The 22,091-nt window shown below is 71.7% G+C and carries 18 protein-coding genes and 1 pseudogene; 9 read left to right on the top strand and 10 right to left on the bottom strand.

The features are described from left to right. Nucleotides 1-103 precede the first annotated feature (103 nt). Nucleotides 104-1,321 (top strand): IS21-like element helper ATPase IstB, encoded by a 1,218-nt coding sequence (gene istB / locus AB5J55_RS18860; RefSeq protein ID WP_369271812.1) that lies wholly within the window; start codon nt 104-106, stop codon nt 1,319-1,321. Here the strand turns inward: istB and AB5J55_RS18855 are convergent. Next, nucleotides 1,299-1,517 (bottom strand): hypothetical protein, encoded by a 219-nt coding sequence (locus AB5J55_RS18855; protein ID WP_369271811.1) that lies wholly within the window; start codon nt 1,515-1,517, stop codon nt 1,299-1,301. The genes istB and AB5J55_RS18855 overlap by 23 nt on opposite strands. Before the next feature lie 352 nt (nt 1,518-1,869). Next, nucleotides 1,870-4,407 carry a helicase-associated domain-containing protein gene (locus AB5J55_RS18850; RefSeq protein ID WP_369271810.1) on the bottom strand — a complete coding sequence of 846 codons (2,538 nt, stop codon included), beginning with the start codon at nt 4,405-4,407 and terminating at the stop codon, nt 1,870-1,872. A gap of 210 nt (nt 4,408-4,617) precedes the next feature. On the opposite strand from AB5J55_RS18850, the gene AB5J55_RS18845 reads away from it, so the two are divergent. The 3 genes from AB5J55_RS18845 to AB5J55_RS18835 all read left to right on the top strand — a co-directional run bounded on the left by AB5J55_RS18845 (nt 4,618) and on the right by AB5J55_RS18835 (nt 8,039). Further along, entirely contained in the window at nt 4,618-6,228 is a 1,611-nt protein-coding gene (locus AB5J55_RS18845; protein WP_369271809.1) for a substrate-binding domain-containing protein, read from the top strand. 75 nt (nt 6,229-6,303) lie between these two features. Then, nucleotides 6,304-7,317, top strand: a complete 1,014-nt coding sequence (locus AB5J55_RS18840) for a hypothetical protein (RefSeq protein WP_369271808.1) — start codon at nt 6,304-6,306, stop codon at nt 7,315-7,317. Between the two features lie 77 nt (nt 7,318-7,394). Continuing rightward, nucleotides 7,395-8,039 (top strand): HAD family hydrolase, encoded by a 645-nt coding sequence (locus tag AB5J55_RS18835; protein ID WP_369271807.1) that lies wholly within the window; start codon nt 7,395-7,397, stop codon nt 8,037-8,039. Here the strand turns inward: AB5J55_RS18835 and AB5J55_RS18830 are convergent. Continuing rightward, nucleotides 8,015-8,266, bottom strand: a complete 252-nt coding sequence (locus AB5J55_RS18830) for a hypothetical protein (RefSeq protein WP_369271806.1) — start codon at nt 8,264-8,266, stop codon at nt 8,015-8,017. The genes AB5J55_RS18835 and AB5J55_RS18830 overlap by 25 nt on opposite strands. A 165-nt stretch (nt 8,267-8,431) precedes the next feature. Here AB5J55_RS18830 and AB5J55_RS18825 point away from each other — a divergent pair, with 165 nt between their 5' ends. Next, nucleotides 8,432-8,815, top strand: a complete 384-nt coding sequence (locus AB5J55_RS18825) for a cold-shock protein (RefSeq protein ID WP_328426909.1) — start codon at nt 8,432-8,434, stop codon at nt 8,813-8,815. A gap of 112 nt (nt 8,816-8,927) precedes the next feature. Here the strand turns inward: AB5J55_RS18825 and AB5J55_RS18820 are convergent, their stop codons facing one another. From AB5J55_RS18820 to AB5J55_RS18805, 4 genes are all read right to left on the bottom strand, one after another. After that, complete coding sequence (locus tag AB5J55_RS18820; protein ID WP_369271805.1) at nt 8,928-9,788, bottom strand: 1,4-dihydroxy-6-naphthoate synthase; 861 nt, start codon at nt 9,786-9,788, stop codon at nt 8,928-8,930. After that, nucleotides 9,778-10,506 (bottom strand): futalosine hydrolase, encoded by a 729-nt coding sequence (locus AB5J55_RS18815; RefSeq protein ID WP_369276228.1) that lies wholly within the window; start codon nt 10,504-10,506, stop codon nt 9,778-9,780. The genes AB5J55_RS18820 and AB5J55_RS18815 overlap by 11 nt, the downstream gene beginning before the upstream one ends. 14 nt (nt 10,507-10,520) lie before the next feature. Further along, complete coding sequence (locus AB5J55_RS18810) at nt 10,521-11,018, bottom strand: DUF2771 domain-containing protein (RefSeq protein ID WP_369271804.1); 498 nt, start codon at nt 11,016-11,018, stop codon at nt 10,521-10,523. Nucleotides 11,019-11,099: 81 nt separating this feature from the next. Further along, a complete protein-coding gene (locus AB5J55_RS18805) occupies nt 11,100-12,527 on the bottom strand; it encodes an MFS transporter (RefSeq protein ID WP_369271803.1) in 1,428 nt (475 codons plus the stop codon). Nucleotides 12,528-12,851: 324 nt separating this feature from the next. Here AB5J55_RS18805 and AB5J55_RS18800 point away from each other — a divergent pair, with 324 nt between their 5' ends. Next, the gene (locus AB5J55_RS18800; RefSeq protein ID WP_369271802.1) at nt 12,852-13,778 is read left to right on the top strand and encodes a DUF3027 domain-containing protein; all 927 of its coding nucleotides are present in this window, start codon (nt 12,852-12,854) and stop codon (nt 13,776-13,778) included. Nucleotides 13,779-13,821: 43 nt separating this feature from the next. Here the strand turns inward: AB5J55_RS18800 and AB5J55_RS18795 are convergent. Next, nucleotides 13,822-14,371: pseudogene (locus tag AB5J55_RS18795) on the bottom strand (Uma2 family endonuclease). Between the two features lie 83 nt (nt 14,372-14,454). On the opposite strand from AB5J55_RS18795, the gene AB5J55_RS18790 reads away from it, so the two are divergent. Together AB5J55_RS18790 and AB5J55_RS18785 are read left to right on the top strand one after the other, a co-directional pair. Next, nucleotides 14,455-14,673 (top strand): DUF397 domain-containing protein, encoded by a 219-nt coding sequence (locus AB5J55_RS18790; protein ID WP_369271801.1) that lies wholly within the window; start codon nt 14,455-14,457, stop codon nt 14,671-14,673. A gap of 123 nt (nt 14,674-14,796) precedes the next feature. Next, nucleotides 14,797-15,528 (top strand): hypothetical protein, encoded by a 732-nt coding sequence (locus AB5J55_RS18785; RefSeq protein WP_328426920.1) that lies wholly within the window; start codon nt 14,797-14,799, stop codon nt 15,526-15,528. A 414-nt stretch (nt 15,529-15,942) separates the two neighbouring features. Here AB5J55_RS18785 and AB5J55_RS18780 read toward each other — a convergent pair whose 3' ends face one another. Both AB5J55_RS18780 and AB5J55_RS18775 read right to left on the bottom strand, forming a co-directional pair. Next, nucleotides 15,943-16,599, bottom strand: a complete 657-nt coding sequence (locus AB5J55_RS18780) for a contact-dependent growth inhibition system immunity protein (protein ID WP_369271800.1) — start codon at nt 16,597-16,599, stop codon at nt 15,943-15,945. A 21-nt stretch (nt 16,600-16,620) separates the two neighbouring features. Next, nucleotides 16,621-18,750, bottom strand: a complete 2,130-nt coding sequence (locus tag AB5J55_RS18775; RefSeq protein WP_369271799.1) for an RNase A-like domain-containing protein — start codon at nt 18,748-18,750, stop codon at nt 16,621-16,623. A gap of 198 nt (nt 18,751-18,948) precedes the next feature. Between AB5J55_RS18775 and AB5J55_RS18770 the strand changes: the two genes are divergently transcribed. Beyond that, nucleotides 18,949-22,086, top strand: a complete 3,138-nt coding sequence (locus tag AB5J55_RS18770) for a sacsin N-terminal ATP-binding-like domain-containing protein (protein ID WP_369271798.1) — start codon at nt 18,949-18,951, stop codon at nt 22,084-22,086. Nucleotides 22,087-22,091: the final 5 nt, after the last annotated feature.

Below are 22,091 nucleotides of genomic sequence, written 5' to 3'. Positions count from 1 at the left end.
CGACCAAACGTCCAGTGTGCCTGATCATTTCCGGAGTCCTACAGGATGTCTTTTCATTCCTGTGAGTGGCGTGGTTTCACCTGTACGGCGGTGGCTGCGAAGAATGCCGACCGTGCAGCCCATCTCGCGTGATCCGTCCCCCACGACCACCACCCTCGGGTACGCCCTGTTCGCCACCCGCTGGCTGCAGGCCCCGCTCTACTTCGGCCTCGTGGCCGCCCAGGGGGTGTACGTCTACAAGTTCTTCAACGAGCTGTGGGCCTTAATCCTCCGCTGTGTGACCGGGCAGGCGACCGAGAACTACGTCATGCTCGCCGTGCTCAAGCTCGTCGACGTCGTCATGATCGCCAACCTGCTGATCATGGTGATCGTCGGCGGCTATGAGACGTTCGTCTCCCGCATCGGCCTCCAGGGCCACCGCGACCAGCCGGAATGGCTCTCGCACGTCAACTCCAACGTGCTGAAGGTCAAGCTCGCCACCGCCATCGTAGGTATCTCCTCGGTCCATCTGCTCCAGATGTTCGTGGACGTCCACCACACCTCGCGGCACGCACTGCTGTGGGGCACGGTCATCCACATGGCGTTCATCGCCTCGGCGGCGATCCTGGCGTACATGTCGGGGCCGATGGCCGCGCAAAGTGAGCGGGTCGGTCAGCACGCGCACCAGGCGCACATCCCCGAGGAACCCGCCACGAAGGTCTTCGTCCCGGCGCAGGCCACGGCGCGTGACGACGAGCCGAGCGCCGAGGAGCGGGTGCGCGCCGCCGGTTTCCCCGCGCGAAAGCTGCTGGAGGAGTTCGACTCCGAGCACCCGCGCTCCTTCGACCGGGAGGCCGTGGCCCGGCTCGGCAAGCTGGACTTCGTCGCCGCCCGCCGCAACGTGGTCTTCGTCGGACCGCCCGGCACCGGCAAGACGCATCTGGCCGTCGGCCTCGGCGTACGGGCCTGCCAGGCCGGCCACTCGGTGCGGTTCGCGACCGCCGCGGAGTGGGCCGCCCGGCTGGCCGGCGCACGGGATGCCGGACGGCTCGCCGAGGAGCTGGACGCGCTCGACGAGCACGCCGTCCTGATCGTCGACGAGGTCGGCTACACCCCCTTCGAGGCGGGGACCGCGCCGCTGTTCTTCCAACTGGTCGCGCACCGCTACGAGCGGGGCTCGCTGATCGTGACCAGTGACCGCCCGCTCGGCCGCTGGGACGAGATCTTCGGCGGCCCCTCCGCGCTCGCGATGGTGGACCGGCTGGCCCACCACGCCGAGCTCGTACGGATCGACGGCGACAGCTACCGGATGCGGCGCGCTACTTCAGCGTGGGCAGAGTGATGTTGTTGACCAGCGGTCCTTCGATGGTGAGCCCCTCGGTGACCAGCGGTTCGGCGGCGGCGACGGGAAGAGGCAGCGGCAGCGCGGACGGGTTCGCGGCGGCCTCGGGCGCGAGCGCGGCGACCAGCGCGGCGGCGGAGAGCAGGACGCCGGCGGAGGCGGCGACTGCGGAACGGGCGGGGTGCTTGGGACGCATGAGGACTTCGGGGCCTTTCTGAAGCCGATGGATGAGCGGGCCGGGCCCAGGGGACTGGGGCCGGCCCGGGAACGGGGGCGGGACTCGTCAGAGGGTCAGGCCCCCGCCGAGATCGATGCCGATGGCGGCGGCCTGGGTGGCGGCGGCGCCGATCATCGCGGCGGTGGCGGTCAGGACGGCGGCGACTCGGCGAACGGCTCGCATGGGGACTCCCTTTCAGTTGCTTGCACAGGACACCGGGTGGCTGCCCGGCGCCCCGCGGCGCGATGCGGAAGGCCCTTCAAGGTCATTCAAGAGTGGGAAGGATCCGGCGTGGCGTGCATGAACCCGCGCCTACGCCCGAACGAGTGGCTCAGCCCGCGTCGTCGGCCAGCTCGGCGACTCCCGTGATCCGGTGCAGCGGATACGTCCGCACCTCGTCCGCGGTGTGGTCGTACGCCGTCACGAACCCGCCCTCGACCCGCACCGGCGCGATGACGCGCTGACTCGCGGCGCCCTCGGCGTTGACGTACCCGATCCACAGCGCCTCGCCGGTCAGGACGGCGGCCTGCATGGTGGCGAGGGTCTCGGCGGAGGTGGTGCGGGGCAGCTCGCCGCCGGTCACCGCGACGGAGTCGCCGGTGGCGGCGGGCTTGCGCGGTGTCGTGGAGGCGAGGTCGCCCGCCCGGATGGCGCGGATCGCGGCCGCCAGCAGGGTGGCGTCCGGCGTCGGCGGGCCGTCCCGGACCGGCTCGGGTGCCGTGCGCGGCGGGGTGCGGTGGGCGTCGGCGCGGGTGATCAGGACGTCGCCCTCGGCCGACTCGGCGGCCGGCGCGAAGCCCATCGCGCGCAGGCCCTCCAGCAGCGCGGCCGGGTCCGCCTGGGCGGCCAGCACCGTCGGCGCCAGGCGGCGCAGACGCAGGCCCGCGGCCCGCTTGTCGGCGAGGATCTCGTTCAGCACCGCGTCGTCGTCGCAGCGGACGTACGCCGACGCGGCGCCCACGCGCAGATGCCCGTGCCTGCGGGCCACGTCGTCGATCAGGTACGCGAGTGGCTGCGGTACCGGCGTACGGGCGTGCTCGGCGAGGAAGGCGTGCAGGTCGGAGGCGCTGCGCCCGGCGTCCAGGGCGCGCCGCACCGATCCGGGTGTGAACCGGTACACCGTCGCGCCGCCCTTGGACTCCACGTCCGCGAGCACGTCCAGCATGGCGGCGAGCGGCCGTTGCAGCGGCCCGGGCGCCACGGCCGTCAGGTCGGCCTGGAGGAGGACGTGGTCGAGCGGCTCGGGGAGGAGCGGGGCGAGCAGCCGGGCCGCGGTGGCCGAGGCGGTGGCCTGCTCGGCGGGGGAGAGGGGCTCGGGCGGCGGGGCCGGGCGGTGATGCACGGGGAGCTTGTCGCCGGGACCGGCCGGTTCCTCGGGCACGGGTTCCGGCAGCGGCATCCCCAACAGCGCCCGCCCGTGCGCCGACAGCGCCCCGCGCCCCGTGATCCCCAGCATCTCCGCCTCGCCGAGCGTCCACTGGGCGAGGCGGCCGCGCAGGTCGTCGTCCCGCTGGGGTCCGCGCAGCGGCCGCTCCCAGCGCAGCCGGGCCAGTACCGACTCGGCGGACGGCGACGCGCCCTCCGGCAGTCCGGCGAGGAGGGTCAGCACCCGGTGGCGTACCTCGGGCGCGGCGGAGCGGTCCAGGCCCGGACCCAGCGCCGACAACGTACGGTCCTTGGCGTCCCGCCCGCCGATCACCCCCGACGTGCGTGTCGCCGTCAGCCATGTCTCCGCGAGAAGTGCCCAGCGCTGCGCGGCGGGCTGCTCCAGCCACTCGTCGTAGGCCGGGGTCGCCGCGTACCGTTCGTCGGCCTCGCCGTCGGAGGCCAGCAGGCCGGAGGCGTAGGCGAGCTCGACCCAGAAGGCGGCCAGGGGTTCGGACACGTCGAGGGCGACGGCGGTGCGCTTGAGGTCGCGCACGCTCAGGCCGCCCGCCCGCAGCACTGTCGGACCGCCCTCGTCCCAGTCCTTCAGCAGCTCCTCGACGGTCGCCAGCGCCGTGTACGCCTGCCCGGCCGCGGTCGCGTCCACAACCTGTGGACGGTGCGTTGCGCTCGCCTCGACCGGCGGCGGCAACGGCTCGGTGGTGCGGTGCGCCCGGCCGGCCCGCAGATGCAGGGCCACCTCGCGGGGGAGTACGACCGTGCCGGGTGCCGTCGGGAGGAGGAGGCCGCGGTCCAGGAGCCAGCGCAGGCGGGGCGCGGGGTCGGCGGTGACCTGGCCGTACGGCGGCCCCCACACGAGCCGGGACAGGACCTCCCGGGACTCCTCCGGCGCACCCGCGAGCAGGGCCGCCATGCGCCGCCGGTCGCCGAACAGGGCCGTGAGCGACGACACCGCGGACACGGCGTCGTGGGTCGAGGGCAGCCCGGCCGTCGTGACGATCTCCTGGATACGGCCCGGCGACATGCCCGCGGTGGCTTCCCGCACGGTCGGGCCCAGCCCGGTGGGGGAGGGGTGCTGCGGTGAGGGCGCGAGCAGCTCACGTGCGGTGCGCACGAGCCGCAGCCGGTCGTCGGCGCCCCAGACCAGGGCCTGGTCGCGCAGCGTCGCGAGGGCGTGCGGCAGTGCCCGGGCGACCGCAGGATCGCCCTCGTCCCCGGCCATCAGCGCGAGCAGTTCGTCGTACGTCGCCGGATCGGCCGCCACCGCCAGCGCCTCCGCCGTCTGCAGCGCGCACCGGTCCAGCCGCTCCAGGGCGCGCACCACGGACGCCCGGGTGCCGGCCCGGGTCGCCAGCTGCGTGAGGTCGGTGGGGACGGGGGTGATGAGATCGGGCCGGCTGCGCAGCAGCACGGCCAGGGAGGCGTCGTCCCGCACGCGGAGGGCTTCCGCGAGGGAACGGGGCGGTGCAGCCGGGTCGCTCATCCGACCAAATCTAGCGGGTGGGGGCCGGAGGAGGGGGTGTGCCGTCCGTCCGGACCGCCGCCCGGACGGCGAACGGAACGTTTCGCATATGGCCTCCGGATGAACATCATCCGGAGGAATCCGGCACCTCTGGCAACCCGTCGTCCCCTCTCGTCACCCTGGGCTCCCGGTCAACTACTTCACGGCTCAATGGAATTGGGGGTTCCAGCGGTGAGCGAGCAGGTCGAGCAGTGGATCGCGATCCTGAGTCTCACGTTCCCCGTCGCGGCATTCCTGTGGGAGTTCGCCATCGTCGGCCGCAAGCGGCTCGGCTACCGGGTGCAGATGGACACCCTCGCCGCGGACGACACGCAGTCCGAGCACGCCGAGATCCTGGAGCAGTTGCAGCGCGACGGCCACCGGCTGAAGGACCCGTCCTTCGTCCTGCTGCGCATCGAGAACGCCGGATCCGCCCCCATCGAGGCCAGTGACTACCTGACCGACGAGAACGACCCCAGCGGCATATGGGTCACCTTCCGCCGCCGGCAGGTCGCGGGGCTGGTGGTCACCGAGCTGAGCCAGCGCGAGCTGCGCCGCTTCTTCAGGCGCGGGGCCCCGGGCTTCGGCTTCCGCAACAACCCGGCCAGGCGCGAGGGCGTCATCGAACTGCCGAAGGTCAAGCTGCCCCGGGGCGCCGAGTACAAGGTGCTGGTGATCCTGGAGAGCTGGCAGGGCGACGACGGCGCCGACCCCTTCCCCAAGCCGGACATCGTCGGCGCCGTCGGTACCGACCGGCGCTGGTTCGACCCGCTGGTGAAGGTGTTCCGGTTCAAGCTGGCCAGGACCGAGAGCCACCTGTTCGCCTCCCGGCCGGCCTGGTTCGCCATCGCGTTCCTGACGGCGGCTGTGGCCCTCCAGGCGTTCTTCACGCTGTTCCTGCGCGAGGACCGCAGGCCCCCGCTGGACTGCGTCGGCGGCACCCTCCGCCTGCACGGCTCCACCGCCTTCGCACCCGCCGTGCGGGCCGCCGCCGAGGACTACCTCAAGCGGTGCGAGGGGGCGGGCGTGTCGATTCCGCTCGCCGACGACACCTTCAAGGGCAGCACCGACGGTGTCACCGACCTGGACCAGGCCGGCAAGAACGCCGAGATCCAGGTCGGCGACGGCCTCGCCGACCACATCGCGTTCACCGACGGCCTCGCCTCCGACGGCCACCCCCGGCTGGTCCCCGAGCCCGTCGCCTTCTCCGTGTTCACCCTCGTCGTCAACAAGGACGCGGGCGTGGAGAACCTGAGGCTGGCCCAGATCCGCGACCTTTTCGCCGGCCGGGTGACGAACTGGTCCCAGGTGGGCGGCAACGACGTCCCCGTCCACCTGGTCAACCGCGACCCCGGCTCCGGCACCCGCAGCACCCTCGTCGCCAAGGTCCTGGACGGCAGGGAGCCGCCCCAGTTCACGGTGACCGACTGCGCGGCCCTGAAGTCCGGCCGGTACGGCCGCTGCGAGGTCACCAGCACGGACACCATGCTGAACACCAGCGCCTCGACGCCCGGCGCCATCGGCTACAGCGAGGCCGCGGGAGTCGCCGGCCACAAGGCCGCAGACCGGCTCGTCAAGCTGAAGATCGACGGCAGGGAACCCACGGCGGAAGGCGTCGAGGACACCAACTACCCCTACTGGCAGACCGAGTTCGCCTACACCTACGGCGAGGCGCCCGCCGGCTCCGTCGCGGCGGCCTTCCTGAACTTCCTCACCCAGCAGAGCGGCCGCGACATCCTGCACGAGCACGGCCACGGCCTGTGCTCCGAGGCGCAGGACGCGGGGGAGTGCCGGCCGGTCTGACCCGCACCGCACACCCTGTGCTGCGCTAACGTCGTCCCCACGGGGCTTCAGCACACCCACCCCGGAGGGGACTTCGTGGGGATCGAGAGCGACCAGGTCGTCTACCAGTATCTGAGCCGCGTCGGTGACGTGGCTCAGCAGCGTCAGCTGCCGTCGGCAACCCGCATGCGTCTGGTCAACGAGTTGCGGGGCGAGATCGACCGGCGCCGTGCCAGGGCCGCCGTCGACAGCCCTGCCGCAGTCCGCCGCATCATCGCCCGGCTCGGCACCCCGGACGAGATCGTCGCGGCCGCCGGGGGTGGCGCCCCCGCACCGCAGGCGCCGGTGACCTCCGTACCCGTACAACCGGAGCGCCGGGACGAGCACGCCGAGGAGGAGCGCCCCAAGGGCCTGCGCCGGCTCGTGCCGCGCCCGCGCCCCGGGCAGACCCCGGCGGCACCCGACGACGCGCCCCCGCCGCCCCACCTCGCGAGCACGGCCGACCTCGGGGGCAGCGCGCTCCAGCCGGACTGGTGGCGGGTGGACAGCAGCGCCTTCGGGCCCGGCGACGACGTCCCCGGCTTCGTCGGCGGCGTCGAGATCCCGGAGATGCTCAGGCGCCCGCCCGCCAAGGAGCAGGAGGCGCTGCTCCGCAAGAAGGCACCCGTCGAGGAGCCCGAGGAGGCCGCCGCCGAGGAGGCCGACGTTCCGGAAGCGGTCTCCGCCCCCCGTCGCCGCCGCCTCGTCCCGCGTCGCCCGACGCTCCCCACCAGCCGCTGGAGCAACCCCCTCCTGCTGCTCTCCGCCGCTCTCCTCGTCGCCGGCGCCGTCCTCGGCAACCTCATCGCCCTGCTGCTCGGCTGGCTCATCGCCTGGGGCTCCCGGCGCCTGAGCGACGCCGAGACCAAGTGGGCGGTCGTGATCCTGCCCGGCCTCGCCCTCACGGCCGGCGTCGCCTGGCTGTGGGGCCGCACCAACGGCCGCTGGGGCGATCCCATCGCCGAGGGCCACATGAACGCCGCCCTCTCGGACACCTGGCCCTGGGTGCTGCGCGGGGCGGCGGTGGCGTCGGCGCTGTTCATCGTCTGGCGGTCACAGCGGGCGAAGTAGGCGTCCGCGACGTGCGGACGCCAGGTGGATGCAGGTCACACCCACCCGGTGTCTGCCCCGCCCCCGGCCTGGGCACAATGGCGCATATGGCCTCCTCGACCCCGCCCCGGCTCACCGTCGGCTTCGACCTCGACATGACCCTCATCGACTCCCGCCCCGGCATCCACGCCTGCTACACGGCGCTGGCCGAGCGCACGGGGACCTACATAGACGCCGACCTCGCGATCACACGGCTCGGGCCGCCGCTGGAGGAGGAGCTGGTCAACTGGTTCCCGGCGGAGCAGGTTCCGGCCATCGCCGACCGGTACCGCGCGATGTACCCGACGATCGCCATCGCCGCGACCCCCGCCCTGCCGGGCGCGCGTGAGGCGATCGCCGCCGTACGGGCCGCCGGCGGGCGCGCGATCGTCGTCACCGCCAAGTACGAGCCGAACGCCAAGCTGCACCTGGAGCACCTCGGTATCGGACCGGACGCGGTGATCGGCAATCTCTGGGCCGAGCAGAAGGCGGTGGCCCTGCGCGAGCACGACGCGGGCGTCTACGTCGGCGACCACGAGGGCGACGTACGCGCCGCCCGCGCGGCCGACGCCCTGTCGGTCACGGTGGCGACGGGGCCGTTCGGCACGGATCAGCTCGGCGCGCTCGGCGCGGACGTGGTCCTCACGGACCTGACGGAGTTCCCGGGCTGGCTGGCCCGCTACCTCGAAGCGCCCCGCGCCTGACGCCGTCCGGCCGCGACCGACTGCAGCACTCCGCCACCGGCGACGAGGAATCCGACGCCCATCAGCATGCTCAGTCCGAACATGTAGGTCGGAAATGGCGTCGTACCGAGCAAAAACGGGGCCACCGTGACCAGAGTGGCCACGGCACCGATGAAGAACAGGACCGCACCGGCACGGATCAGCCGGTCGCCGGGAGCGGCGGAATTCGTTTGGGTTTTGTCACGCACCGGACCAGAGTAGTTCCCTGCGCGAAGGAACAACCGGGCGACGTCTTGTCACCGGCTCCGGGAGCATTAGCCTTGGTAGCGGCGGGTCATGGTCGACCCGCTGTAGTGCTATCAAGAGCCGTTTTCAGAAGCAGTTTTCCGACGAGTACGAGGACGAGGACAGACGTGCCTACCGGCAAGGTCAAGTGGTTCAACAGCGAGAAGGGCTTCGGCTTTCTCTCCCGCGACGACGGCGGTGACGTCTTCGTCCATTCCTCGGTCCTCCCCGCCGGAGTCGACGTACTCAAGCCGGGACAGCGAGTCGAGTTCGGGGTGGTCGCCGGTCAGCGCGGTGACCAGGCCCTCTCGGTCACCATCCTCGACCCGACCCCCTCGGTCGCGGCGGCCCAGCGCAAGAAGCCGGACGAACTGGCGTCCATCGTCCAGGATCTGACGACCCTCCTCGAGAACATCACGCCGATGCTGGAGCGGGGCCGCTATCCCGAGAAGACCGCCGGCAAGAAGATCGCCGGCCTCCTCCGCGCGGTCGCCGACCAGCTCGACGTATAGCTCCCGCGCACCCCCGGGAATTCCTGGGGAAAGCCAGCGCATCCCGGCCGAGGGGCGGCACCAGCCCCTCGGCCGCCGCACGTGTGTGCAGCCCGCGCACGGCCGGATGAGGTCAGGGGAACGACAGTGCTTCGGGTCCCAGAGCGGGTGTCAGCCCTTCCGCTGCCGCGCGTGTCAGCAGGCCCCGCACGGCCGCGTAGCCGTCGTTGCCGAGGTCGGCCGTGAACTCGTTGACGTACAGGCCGATGTGCTGGTCGGCGACGGCCGGGTTCATCTCCTGGGCGTGCTCCATCACGTAGGCGCGGGAGGCTTCCGGGTCGTCCCAGGCGGCCCGCACGGAGGTGCGGATGGAGTCGGCCAGGAGCGTCAGCTGCCCCGCGCCCAGGGAGCGCTTGGCGATGATCGCACCCAGCGGGATGGGCAGCCCCGTGGTGGCCTCCCAGTGCTCGCCCATGTCCGCGAGCTTGTGCAGCCCGTAGTTCTGGTACGTGAAGCGCGCCTCGTGGATGACGAGCCCCGCGTCGACCTTCCCGTCCCGCACGGCGGGCATGATCTCGTGGAACGGCATGACCACGATCTCGCCCACCCCGGAGGGCAGCGTGTCGGCGGCCCACAGGCGGAACAGCAGATACGCCGTCGACTTCTCGCTCGGCACGGCGACCGTACGGCCGCTGAGGTCCACGTCGGGCTCGCGGGTCAGCACCAGCGGGCCGCAACCCCGGCCCAGCGCGCCGCCGCAGGGCAGCAGGGCGTACTCGTCGAGGACGTACGGCAGCACGGCGTACGACACCTTCAGCACGTCGAACTCGCCGCGCTCGGCCATGCCGTTGGTGATGTCGATGTCCGCGAAGGTGACGTCGAGCGCGGGGGCGCCGGGCACCCGGTCGTGGGCGAGGGCGTCGAAGACGAAGGTGTCGTTCGGGCAGGGCGAGTACGCGATCCGCAGGGGCTGTCGCTGCTGTTCACCGGTCATGTGGTTGCCAACTCTCCAGGACGGGCGTGAGCTTCCCGAAGGCCTCGGTGAGGGCCGCCAGCGCGTCGCCGATGCGCCAGGTGGCGCGGTCGCGCGGGCCCACGGGGTTGGAGATTGCGCGCAGCTCCAGCACGGGCGTGCCGTGCGCGGCGGCGGCCTCGGCGACGCCGAAGCCCTCCATGGCCTCGGCCAGGGCGGTGGGGTGGCGCTCGCGCAGCAGCGCGGCGCGGACGGCGGTGCCGGTCACCGTGGAGACGGTGAGGACGGCGCCGGGGCGTGCGCCGGTGGCGGTCGCCGCTTCCCGTACGAGTGCTTCGGGCGGACGGTGGGTGACGGTGCCGAAGCCCAGCTCGGTGACGGGCAGGAAGCCCTCGGGGGTCTCGGCGCCGAGGTCGGCGGCGGTGATCTCGTCGGCGACGACGAGGGAGCCGACGGGGGCGTGGGGCGCGAAGCCGCCGGCGATGCCCGTGGAGACGACCAGGCCGTAGGGCGCGCCGTCGCGGGCGGCCGTGGTGAGGGCCGACGCGGTGCCGGCCGCGGCCCGGGCGGGGCCCACTCCGACGGCGATGAGGTCGATGACCGGCCGGCCGAGCCCGGTCGCATGCGGTGCCGGGTCGGCCGGCCCCAGCAGCACGCGTCCCTCGTCCGCGGCTGCCGCGAACGCCCGGGCCACCGCGTCCCTCTCCACGGGGACGGCGGTGGCCACCAGCACGTGCAGCCCAGCGGCAGGGATCAGCTGTCCTTCTCGAGCTTGAAGGACCACAGGCCCGTCACGTCCTGCTCGCCCTCCTTGATGGAGACCAGCGTGGAGTCGCCGCTCGCGCCGTACTGGGCGTTGAAGAACACGCTGCCCGGGACGGTGCGGTAGGTCTTCGTGCTGGAGTCGGTGAGCGGCTGGCCGTTCATGAGGATCGTCCAGCCCTCGTCCGCGATCTCCGGGTCGACACCGAAGCGCACGGTCTCGTCCGGGTCCACCTTGATGGACTCGATGCCCTTGTCCTTCAGGCAGCCGGCCAGGTCGGCGGTCTTCACGGCCTTGCCCTCGCCGCCGCAGGTGGCCTGCGAGTGGACGGAGGAGCTGCCGACGGTGACCGTGGCCAGCGGCGTCGGCTTGTCGCAGGCCGACAGGACGAGCAGTCCGGCGGAAACGGCGCCGGCGGCGGCGAGGGCGCGGCGGCGGCGCACAACGCGGAGTACATCAGCGGCTTCGCCGCGGGGCAGCGTGGTCATGGGCGAAGGTTATCGGGCGCGTGTGACGCTCTCTCTACGCGGGGGGCGGCGTGCCGTGCGCCGGGCCGGGGGGACGGCGCGTCAGGTCACGCTTGGGTGGCTGTGGCCGCCGTGCCGTGCCGAGCCGATCAGGCCCTTGATGGTGGTCAGCCAGCCGGTGGCGACGATCGCCGCGCCGACCAGCAGGCCCAGGGAGCCCTTCAGCGGCAGCACGATGCCGATCGCGCCGCCGAGCACCCAGGACACCTGCAGCAGCGTCTCGGAGCGCGCGAACGCCGACGTACGGACCAGTTCGGGCACGTCCCGCTGGATCAGTGCGTCCAGGGACAGCTTGGCCAGCGCCTGGGCGAACCCGGCGGTCGCCGCCAGGAACGCCACCACGACCGCGCCGAAGAAGGCCGCGGCCGTGAGCGCCGCCAGCAGCACGAAGCCCACGACCGTCACGATGATGATCTCGGGTGACCGGGAGCGCAGCCAGGCACCGACCGCAGTACCGCACGCGTTCCCGACCCCGGCCGAGACGGCCACTATGCCCAGCGACACGGCCGCGCTCTGGCCGGACATCGGGTGCTCGCGCAGCAGGAACGCGAGGAAGAAGATCAGGAAGCCGGAGAGGCAGCGCAGGGCGGCGTTGGCGCCGAGGGCGTGGGTGACGGCGATGCCGACGGTGCGCAGCCCGGGGCGCTTGACACGCCGGCGGTGCGGCCCGTGCAGATGCTGCTCGTCGGCCGCCAGTAGCGCGGTGTCCTCGCCCTTGGCCGAGTCGACCTTCGGCGGCAGGGTGAAGGACAGGATCGTACCTGCGACGAAGATCACGAAGGCGCCGTAGAGCGGGTAGCGCGGCCCGAGCGCCTGGAGTCCCGCGCCGATGGGGGCGGCGATGCCGGTCGCGAGGAGGCCGCCGAGGGTGACTCTGGAGTTGGCCTTGACCAGGGAGAAGGTGGGTGGCAGGAGCCGGGGGACCACGGCGCTTCTGACGACGCCGTAGGCCTTGGACGCGACCAGGACGCCGAGCGCGGCCGGATACAGCTCGATGCTGCCCGTGGCGACGGCCCCGGCCAGCACCAGCGCGAGCATCGCCCGGGCGAACATGGCGCCGGCCATCGCGGCGCGGCGGCCGTGCGGGACGCGGTCGAGGAGGGGGCCGATCACGGGCGCCAGGACCGTGAACGGCGCCATGGTGATGCCGAGGTAGAGGGCGACCCGGCCGCGCGCCTCGTCGGTGGGGACGGAGAAGAAGACGGTGGAGGCGAGGGCGACGGTGATCATCATGTCCCCGGCGCCGTTCACCGCGTGCAGTTCGATCAGCTTGCCGAGGCCGGACTCCCCGGCTCCGTGCGCGTGGGTGGCCTTGCGGATGCCGCGTGCCGGGCCGGTGAACGGAAAGTGCAGGGCACGGCCGAGCGCGCGGAGGGAGCCGCGCTTCCGGCCCGTTCCGCCACCTCGATTGCGGCCGCCCTTGGCGCCACCGATGCCGGTGGCTCCTCCGGGCTGCCTCGCGGTTGCCACGACGCAATAGTGCCCCGAGATGGGGGTGGGTAGTGCGGTTACGGCGCGTATGGGGGGCAGGGACTCGGATCGGTACGGGGCAACCGATGGCCCGGTGGCAAAGGTTCCGCCACCCGCCGCGCACGGTGAAAGGGCCGTCGGTGTAGGCCCAGCGCCCGCGAGCAGGTAGCGTGCGTATCTCAGCCATCCCGCACAATGGATGACGTAGGTGCGCCCGAGCGTGATTCGGACGCGGACGTCGACGCGGCCCACAGGTCCGCTCCGTCTGCTCCGTCGCCTCAAGGCACCGCACCCGAGAGACGGCGTAGGAGAGAAGCGATACCTGTGAGCGCAGCGACAACGCGAAGCCGCACCCCCGACCGTCTGTGCGCCGAGGCGGTCGACCTCGCCCGCAGTGCCGCCGAGGAGGCCGCCGCCCCCGGCGTGGTGGGCGAGCACTCGAGTCTGGTCTCCGAGGGCGACCGCGTTGTCACGCACTTCTTCGAGTGCAAGGAACTCGGGTACCGCGGCTGGCGCTGGGCGGTGACGGTGGCCCGCGCCTCACGCGCGAAGGTCGTCACGCTCGACGAGGTGGTCCTCCTGCCGGGCCCGGACGCCCTCCTCGCGCCCGAGTGGGTGCCGTGGAGCGAGCGCCTGCGCCCCGGCGACATGGGCCCGGGCGACCTGCTTCCCACGGACGCCGAGGACCTCCGCCTGGAGCCCGGCTACACCGGCGAGGACGAACCGGGACCGAACTCGCCGGTCTCGCAGGAGATGGCCGAACTGGTCGAGGCGGAGGACGCGGACGTCACCGCGACCGCCCCCGCGAACCTGCCGGCGGCGCCCTCCCGCGGCTCGATCGCCGCCGTCGCCGAGGAACTCGGCATGCGCCGCGCCCGCGTCCTGTCCCGCTACGGCCTGCACGTCGCCGCGGACCGCTGGGAGGAGGGGTACGGCGCCAAGACCCCCATGGCCCAGGCGGCCCCGGCCTCCTGCGTCACCTGCGGCTTCCTGGCTCCGATCGGCGGCTCCCTCGGCCAGGCCTTCGGCGTCTGCGCCAACGAGTTCTCCCCGGCCGACGGCCGCGTGGTGTCCTTGACGTACGGCTGCGGCGGCCACTCCGAGGCCGCGATCATGCCCAAGCCCCCGCGCCCGGCTCCGCCGGTGATCGACGAGACCCGCGTGGACCCCTTCCCGTTGCGCCCGGCGCCGGACTCGGGGTCGGTGTCGGTGGGGGCGGACGGGGACTCGGGGGAGCTGGGGCACTCGTAGTACGCGGTGAGGAGCCGGCGACGGCTTCTCTTCCCGGCCGAGGTCAGGGCACGAGGTTCTTGAGGTCGATGTCGGTCGGGAAGGGGACGGCGGCCTTCAGACGCTCACGGTGGATTCCGGTGGCCACGTACGTGCCGGTCATGGTGTCGAGTTCGTAGGTGTGGACGGTGGGTGCGCCGGCCTCGTCCTCGACGCGCCAGAAATGAGGGATCCTGGCCTGTGCGTACTTGAAGGGCTTCAGGGACCGGTCGCGGTCCGCGGACTCCTCCGAGACGACCTCGATGACCAGGGCCGACGTCGGCGGGCGCGTACCAGGTGCGGTCGGGGTCGTATGCGGCGGTGGTGACCAGGACGTCGGGCTCCGGTCGGCTCTTCTTGTCGAGCCGGACGGTCATCTCGTGCTCCGTCTCGAAGCCCTCGGGCGCCGCTTGCCTGAGCGCGAAGGTCAGGTTCTCCACCAGCCGGGAGTGCCAGGACCGCTGCGGCGACATCCTGAAGATCAGGGCTCCGTCGATGAGTTCGGTGTGCCGCGGTGCTTGCGGGAGGTGGTCGAGGTCGTCCGCTTCCCAGCCGCTCGGCCTGGGCGGGATCATCCAGCGCTCGCCCCGAAGGCCTGGGCTGCATTCGTCACTTACGCGTCCGAGGGCTGAGGCCCATACAAGTGCTTGGGGGAAGCGTGGTCCGCAACACCTCTGCCTGGGACGCCTCCGAGCTGGCGTGGTTCAAGAGCAGCTACAGCGGCGGCACCGACGGCGAGTCCTGCGTCGAGATCGCGATAGCGCCCCGCACGATCCACGTCCGCGACTCCAAGTACCGCGACACCAGCCCCCGACTGGCGCTCGCCCCGCAGGCCTGGGCCGACTTCGTGTCGTACGCGGCCGACTCCCGTACCTAACTCCTGCGGGCGCGGCGGATCAGACGGGACAGGCTGACTCTCACGCCCTGTGAGTCACCTGAAAAGGGAGTGCACGCGTTCGAGCCGGTGGGATACGTTTCTGCCTGTTCGAAGGGGGATCTCGTGGCGAAATTGAATCAGATCATCGCTGTCGAAAAGGGTGTCAAGAGCAAGTCGCTCCAGGACATCACCGCGGCGCACCACAAGGTACAGAAGCCCGCACTGCTGGCAGGTATCTCGCGTACGTACCAGCCGAAGGACGAGGAGGGCGAGCAACTGCCGCCCGAGTCCACGCGTGTGCAGGTGCAGGCGGAGGACGTGCTGCGGGAGATGTCCGCGTCGCTGACCCGGCTGTTCGACGTGACCGCCACGAAGGACTGGGCCAACTGCTCGGCACGCGCCGACGTCACGGTCGACGGGCGGACGGTCGTCGCCGACGTTCCGGTCAGCTACCTCCTCTTCCTGGAGAAGCAGCTCACCGACCTGCACACCTTCGTGAAGAAGCTTCCCACGCTCGACGCCGCCGAGTCGTGGTCCCCCGACCCGTCCACGGACTGGTGGAAGACGGACCCGGTCCGCACGATCCGTACGAAGAAGGTTCCGCGCAACCACGTGAAGGCGGAGGCGACGGAGAAGCACCCGGCGCAGGTCGAGGTGTACTACGAGGACGTGCCCATCGGGTACTGGACGACCGTGAAGTTCTCCGGGGCCCTTCCGGCGCGGCGGGTCAATGAACTGGTGGAGCGGGTCGAGAAGCTCCAGCAGGCTGTGAAGTTCGCCCGCGAGGAGGCCAACGGTGCCGAGGTCACCGATCAGCGGGTCGGCGACGCGGTGTTCGGCTACCTGTTCGGCTGACGCCGGTCACGGGTAGCCTCCATGATCGCCCCCGCGTGCGAGCGCGGGGGTGCGCAACAGGCGCGGGCCGGGATGAGGACCGGTTCGCGCGATGAGCGCAAGCTGACACTGAAGTTCAGCCTGAAGAAGCGGCGCCTGCCCAACGGGGCGGACAGCCGCGGTCAATCTCAGACTCTCGCTCCAGTCTCAGCATTGCCGCCGATCGCCGGATCGACCGAGGCCGGACGAACGCCGTCGGATGCGAGTTCGACTCTCGCCTGCACCTCTTGCGTGGTGCGGTAGTTCAAAGGAAGAACACGACGGCATGATGACTGATCCGACCTCTTAAACGCCGCCGGCGTGCGCAATTGGGTGGCATCCCCAGGGGCCCGGGAGCTGGATACGACTCCCGGGCTCCGCCACGTCCAGATATCGCTACGCGGCAGTGATTCGCCGGCGGATCAGTTCCAGCCATTGCCGGAGTGACGTCCCCTCCGGCGGCAGAAGGTCGAGCCCCAACGCTGTTGTTGCCGTGTCGAGCTCCTGATCCGAGGACACCATCGTGAGAAGTTCATTGATTTCCTGTGCTGCCTGTGTGCGGGTTTCCGGCTCGACTTCGCTGATGTATTCGTCGAGAGCCGCATCGCGAGAATCATAGAAGTATGAGAAATCTTGATGAAAGCGCCCGCCGAGCAATTGGCTCAACTCGGGGAATCGCTCATTCCACTCCCAGTTGTTCTGCGGGTTCATCTGGGGGACTCGCGATGGGTCTTCCAGGAAGCGGTTGAGGTGGTCCCGAGCGATGCGCAGGCAGTGCTCCACGCTGGTGCCCATCGGAGGGCGGATGTGCTGCAGGTTCTCTACGTCATCCGCGATCTCGTCGGAGAAGAGTCCGACGGAGAGCAGGTCGTCAATTTGATGGACAGCCGTCGATGCGCGCGCCGGGTCACGGGCAGCGATTCTGAGATATGAGGCCAGGCCAGGGCCCGGGGTCTCTGGAGTGTCGGAGAATGTGAAGCCGGTGTTCGCGTAAGCCTCCAGCAGCTCGCTGAGTTCGTAGAATCGCGGCTCGGGTGGGAGTGCCTGACTCATCGCTTGCTCCAAGAGTGGGTTTCAGGGCATAGGGAACGAAGTGAGGACGCGGTATCCGGATGCCGCCGACGAGTCAGCCTTGAGGACGACACGAACGCGGTTCACCCACTTCGTTGGTTGTCCGTGGGTGAAGTCGTACCGCGTGAGGTGGAGTCCTGTGGGCTCGCGAAACTTCGCCTCCAGCCGCAACGTTCCCTTCGCGCCATTGGCCAGCCAAGCAGATACCTTCCGTTGGTTTGTCTCGATGGTGAGAGTCTTGTCCGTAAAGCGTTGTGCCGCATCGACGTCGACGTAGCGTGAGTCCGACTTGAGATCCGGGTCTCCGCGGAAGCGCTTACGCATCCCGGCAATGGTCTTGTCGACGTGCCTGTCGATCGTATGAGCCTTGCTCTTGCCCCCAAGGCTCTTCCCCTCGTCCCCACGGACATCCGCCCGGTGCTCCGGCTTCTGGCGCCCCTTGCGTTTGCTCCTCGGCCAAGCGTTGTAGTCCCCGCCGGACCCGTTCGACGCGCCCAACCCCATGAGCACGACGCCGGCCGTACCAAGCACCCCGGCACTGAGCGCCGCCTCGGCCGTGAGCGCGCCGACCATCCCGCCTCCGGCCAGCGCGAACCCTCCCGGGGGAAACAGGGCGAGCAGCGAGAGCAGGAGGAGGGCGAAGCCGAGGTGGACGAGGAAGGTGTTCAGGGCGTCGAGGAGGTGGAGGGTGCGGATGGCCCTGCCGTCGGGGCCCGCGGCGCCGAGTCCGCGCCACAGTAGGAGGACGCCGGTGGTCGCCGCCCCCAGTGCCGTTCCGACACGGAAGCGGTGGGCCGCCAGTACCTCCCCCATCGGCTGTGCCGATGCCGGACGCCAGGTGCGTAAGAGGGTGACCAGCTGGTACGCGATCCAGGCCAGGGCGGCAATGCCGAAGCCCATGAGGATCTTCGGCCCCGCGCCGGTACTGAAGTACTCCTGGAGGCCGGCCGTGGAGGTGAACGAGCCGACGCCCAGGAACAGCAGTGCCGGGAGCATGAGCACGCACGGGATCAGCAGGAGCCATCGCTCGCGGGTACGCCGGGCCGCCCGGGTCGCCTTCAGCCACGCGCGGATGTTCAGCGACTGCCACGCGCGCTGGTTGTCGGACGCGTCCATCCGGGCCGTGATCCCGGCGACGACCCGACGTAGGTCCCTCGTTTCGCCGGGCGGCGTCGACTCGGCGGCTGCGTACAGCAAGGAGCGCCGCAGCCTGACGTAACGAAGGACGATCAGCAGGCTCCACGGCAGACGCCAGGCCGCGTACCGCAGCAGAGCTCCCAGGCTGTCGCCGTCGGCACGTTCGGAAGCGAGCAGTACGTCGGGCATGGCGCCCTTGGCGCGGTGGAGTCGGCGCAGGTCCGCGGCCATGGCGATGGCCAGGCACACGAGTGGCGCGGCCCATGCCGGCCCGTTCAGGGACTCCAGCCATTCCCTGGTCCCGGCGGAGTGCTCCTGCACCGCGTAGTTGTTCACCGTGTGGTGGGCGGCGGCAGCCGCGATCGGGAGGATAGACAGCAGGCGTATCCAGCCGTGCGCGCGCCACAGCAGCCCGACCCCGAAGCCGGCCATGGCCGTGAACACCAGGTGAGTGAACGTTTCTGTGGCCGGAGGGCCGCCCAGGTCCAGCTGGCTGAACGGGGCCGGAAGCCACGACGTGAGCACCTGACCCAGGCCCGGCACATAGGGCGGGGACAGGCTGTCGGGGACGATCCAGCCCTCGCCGCGGGTGATCGCCTGGTCCGCGTCCAAGCCGAACCGGAGAACCGCCTCCAGCAGCCCGAAACCCGCCCCGAGAGCCGCGCCCACCACGACGAAGTCGGTCAGCCCCCACTGGCGGCGGACCCGCAGGCTCAGCCCCGCCAGCAGCAAGGGGGAAACCTTGAGCAACTCCTCCACCCAAGGAGCCACCGTGTAGCTGGTGGTGTTCACCACCGTCACCAGTGACCGGCCCGACTGCTCCGCGTAGACACGGGTGTAGGCGAACTCCACCAACGCCGTCGCCACGCCGCACCCGTACACGCCCACCGCCAGGGCCAGCAGCACGGTCGACAGGCGCACCGAACGCGTCGGTGAGGAAATCGCGAAAAGTTGCAGTACGCCCCAGACGGCCGCCACCGCCATCACCAACGTCACGCCAGGCCCCCGATGCACCGGAACAACAATCGATTCGCGATAGTGAACGCGATGCTAGGCAGCCAACTGCCGGTGCGGCAAGGGAGTTGTGAGACGTCCGTCCGGTGGGACGGCCGGGAAGGTCGCAAGGCGCGTCTGCAGCGCCGCGGGCGGGAAGCGCACGCGCCTCCCATCGGCGGTACCTTCATCATCACGCCGATGAGGAGAGTCAACGTGAGCAAGTTCGTGCGGCCCGCACCCGAAGGCGCCGACCCGTTCGGCACGGCCCGCCTGCGTCGCGGTGTGCTGGACGCCTGGGCCACCAGTCCCGCCCGTTTCCGGGAGGACGCCAACGCCGAGGAGGACCTCGTCCTCGGCGGGTACCGGGACCGGCTCGTCGTCGAGCTCGCTCAGAACGCCGCCGACGCCGCCGCCAGAGCGGGAGTGCCCGGAAAGCTCCGGCTCACCCTCCGCGAGGGTGTTCTCGTCGCCGCCAACACAGGTGCTCCGCTGGACGCGGGCGGCGTCGAGTCGCTGGCCACCCTGCGCGCCTCCGCCAAGCGGGACTCGGCCTCCGTCGGCCGGTTCGGTGTCGGCTTCGCGTCCGTGATCGCGGTCACCGACGAACCCGCCGTCGTCGGGCGGCACGGCGGTGTCCGGTGGTCCCTCGCCGAGGCCCGCGAACTGGCCCGGGAGACCGCGGCACACAGCCCCGGACTGGGGGACGAGATCCGGCGGCGGGACGGCCATGTGCCGCTGCTGCGCCTGCCGTTCGCCGCCGAGGGCACCGCCCCGGACCCCTACGACACGGTCGTCATCCTCCCCTTGCGCGACACCGCGGCCGCCGACCTCGCCGAGCGGCTGCTGCACTCCGTCGACGACGCCCTGCTCCTCGCCCTGCCCGGCCTCGAGGAGGTCGTGATCGAGGTCGGCGACGCCGAGCCGCGCACCCTGCGCCGTGGTACCGACGGCCCCTTCGCGGTCGTGGAGGACTCCGCCAACGGCGTCACCCACTGGCGTACGGCCGCCGCCCACGGCCCGCTCACGCCCGAACTGCTCGCCGACCGCCCGGTCGAGGAGCGGCTGCGCCCCCACTGGTCGCTCACCTGGGCCGTCCCGGTCAACGCCGCCGACAGCACGCCCGCCCGGCCCCGCACCGCCCCCGTCGTGCACGCGCCGACGCCCAGCGACGAGGCCCTCGGCGTCCCCGCCCTCCTCATCGCCTCGTTCCCCCTCGACACCACCCGTCGGCACGCCGCCCCCGGCCCGCTCACCGACTTCCTCGTGCAGCGGGCGGCGGACGCGTACGCCGAACTGCTCGCCGACTGGCGCCCGGTGAGCGACGGCATCATCGGCCTCGTGCCCGGCCCGCTCGGCAAGGGCGAACTCGACGGCGCCCTGCGCCAGGCCATCCTGGAGCGCCTGCCCCGCACTTCCTTCCTGCCGCCCGCCGTCGAGCCGCAGGAGCAGGACTCCGAGCTGCCCGAGTCCCTGCGGCCCCGGGACGCCGAGGTGGTCGAAGGCGCCGGCGCCGACACCGTGCAAGTCCTCGCCGAAGTACTGCCCACCCTCCTCCCCGCCGGGCTCGAACGGCGTGTGGAGCTGCGGACGTTGGGCGTCGCCCGAGTCCCGCTGACCGACGCGATCGACCGCCTCGCCGGGCTGGAGAAGGCGCCGGGCTGGTGGCGGCGGCTCTACGACAGCCTCGCCGGGGTGGACCCGGACCGGCTGTCCGGCCTCCCCGTGCCGCTGGCCGACGGGCGCACCACCATCGGCCCCCGGCAGATCCTGCTCCCCACCTCCGACGGCGCCCCCGTCGACCCGGAGATCCTGGCCCGCCTCGGCCTCAAGGTCGCCCACCCGGACGCCGCCCACCCGCTCCTGGAGAAGCTCGGCGCCCTGCCGGCCACGCCCCGCGCGGTCCTCACCACCCCCCAGGTGCGCGCAGCGGTCGCCGCATCCCTGGACGAGGAAGGCGCGCTGAGCTGGGAAGAGGACACGCCCGACGCCGAGGAACTGGCCGACACCGTCCTCGCCCTCGTGCGCGAAGCAGGCCTGGAGCCCGGTGACGAGCCCTGGCTCGGCGCACTCGCGCTGCCCGACGAGGAGGGCGAGCCCGCGCCCGCCGGTGAACTCGTCCTCCCCGGCAGCCCCTTCCACCAGGTCATGCGGGACGGCGAACTCGCCACCGTGGACCCCGAACTGGCCGAGAAGTGGGGCGAGCAGCCGCTCGCGGCGTGTGGTGTCCTCGCGAACTTCGCGCTCGTGCGCGCCACGGACGTCGTCCTCGACCCGGACGAACTGGAGCCGCGTGAGGGCGACTTCGCCGAGCCCGACGACGCGGGCCTGCTGGACGCCGTGGACGTGTGGAGCGAGGACATCCTCGACCGCTTCCCGGACACACCGGTACCGCCGGTCGCCACCGAGCTGATCGCCGTACGCGACCTGGACCTGGTGGACGACGACAAGTGGCCCCAGGCCCTCGCCCTGCTCGCCCAGCCGCCACTTCGGGACGCGCTGACCCAGCAGGTGCGGATCCTGCTGCCCGACGGCACGCACGAGGTCGTACGGCCGTACACCGCCTGGTGGCTGCGCGGTCACCCGGTGCTGGACGGCCGCCGCCCGGCCGGGCTCCTTGCCTCCGGTGGCGACCCGCTGCTGCGCGGCCTGTACGACGAGGCCGACGCGACCGGCTTCGAGGACGAACAGGTGCTGCGGGCGCTCGGGGTGCGTACCTCCGTCGCCGCGCTGCTGGACGAGCCGGGCGGCGGCGCCGAGCTGCTCGACCGCCTCGCCGACCCGGACCGCCCCGTCACCTCCGCCCAGCTGCACGCCCTGTACGGCGCCCTGGCCGACCTCGACCCCGAGCAGGTGACCCTGCCGGACGAGCTGCGGGCCGTGATCGACGGGCGGGTCGAGGTGGTGGACGCGGCGGACGCGGTGGTCGTGGACTCGCCCGACCTGCTGCCGTTCACGGAGGGTGTGCCGCTGCTTCCCGTACGGCCTTCGCGTGCCGCCGAGCTGGCCGAGCTGTTCCAGGTGCGCCGGCTGAGCGAGTCCGTCACCGGCGACGTGGACTCCGAGGGCACCGAGCACGACGTACCGGAGCCCGTACGGGTACTGCTCGGGGCGCGGACGCCCCGGTCGTACGTCGAGCACGAGGAACTCGTCGTCGACGGCGTGGAGATCGACTGGCGCCACACGAACGACGGCACCCTGCACGCCTCGACCCTGGAGGGCGTCGCCGCGGGGCTCGCCTGGGCGGCGGGGCAGTGGCCGCGACGGTTCGAGGTGGCGGCGTTGCTGGAGGATCCGTCTCGGACGGAGGAGCTGGCTCGGGATCGGTGGTTCGACTGAGAGCG

The organism is Streptomyces sp. R11, from assembly GCF_041051905.1.
In the GTDB taxonomy this organism is placed as follows: domain Bacteria; phylum Actinomycetota; class Actinomycetes; order Streptomycetales; family Streptomycetaceae; genus Streptomyces.
Note: the sequence above shows the minus strand (reverse complement) of the source record. Positions and strands in the feature narration are given on the sequence as shown.

Bases quoted from the DNA above. Each gene is read 5' to 3' on its own strand.
- istB (WP_369271812.1), top strand. From the start codon at position 104: ATGCCGACCGTGCAGCCCATCTCGCGTGATCCGTCCCCCACGACCACC.
- AB5J55_RS18855 (WP_369271811.1), bottom strand. From the start codon at position 1,517: ATGCGTCCCAAGCACCCCGCCCGTTCCGCAGTCGCCGCCTCCGCCGGC.
- AB5J55_RS18850 (WP_369271810.1), bottom strand. From the start codon at position 4,407: ATGAGCGACCCGGCTGCACCGCCCCGTTCCCTCGCGGAAGCCCTCCGC.
- AB5J55_RS18835 (WP_369271807.1), top strand. From the start codon at position 7,395: ATGGCGCATATGGCCTCCTCGACCCCGCCCCGGCTCACCGTCGGCTTC.
- AB5J55_RS18820 (WP_369271805.1), bottom strand. From the start codon at position 9,788: ATGACCGGTGAACAGCAGCGACAGCCCCTGCGGATCGCGTACTCGCCC.
- AB5J55_RS18810 (WP_369271804.1), bottom strand. From the start codon at position 11,018: ATGACCACGCTGCCCCGCGGCGAAGCCGCTGATGTACTCCGCGTTGTG.
- AB5J55_RS18780 (WP_369271800.1), bottom strand. From the start codon at position 16,599: ATGAGTCAGGCACTCCCACCCGAGCCGCGATTCTACGAACTCAGCGAG.
- AB5J55_RS18770 (WP_369271798.1), top strand. From the start codon at position 18,949: ATGAGGAGAGTCAACGTGAGCAAGTTCGTGCGGCCCGCACCCGAAGGC.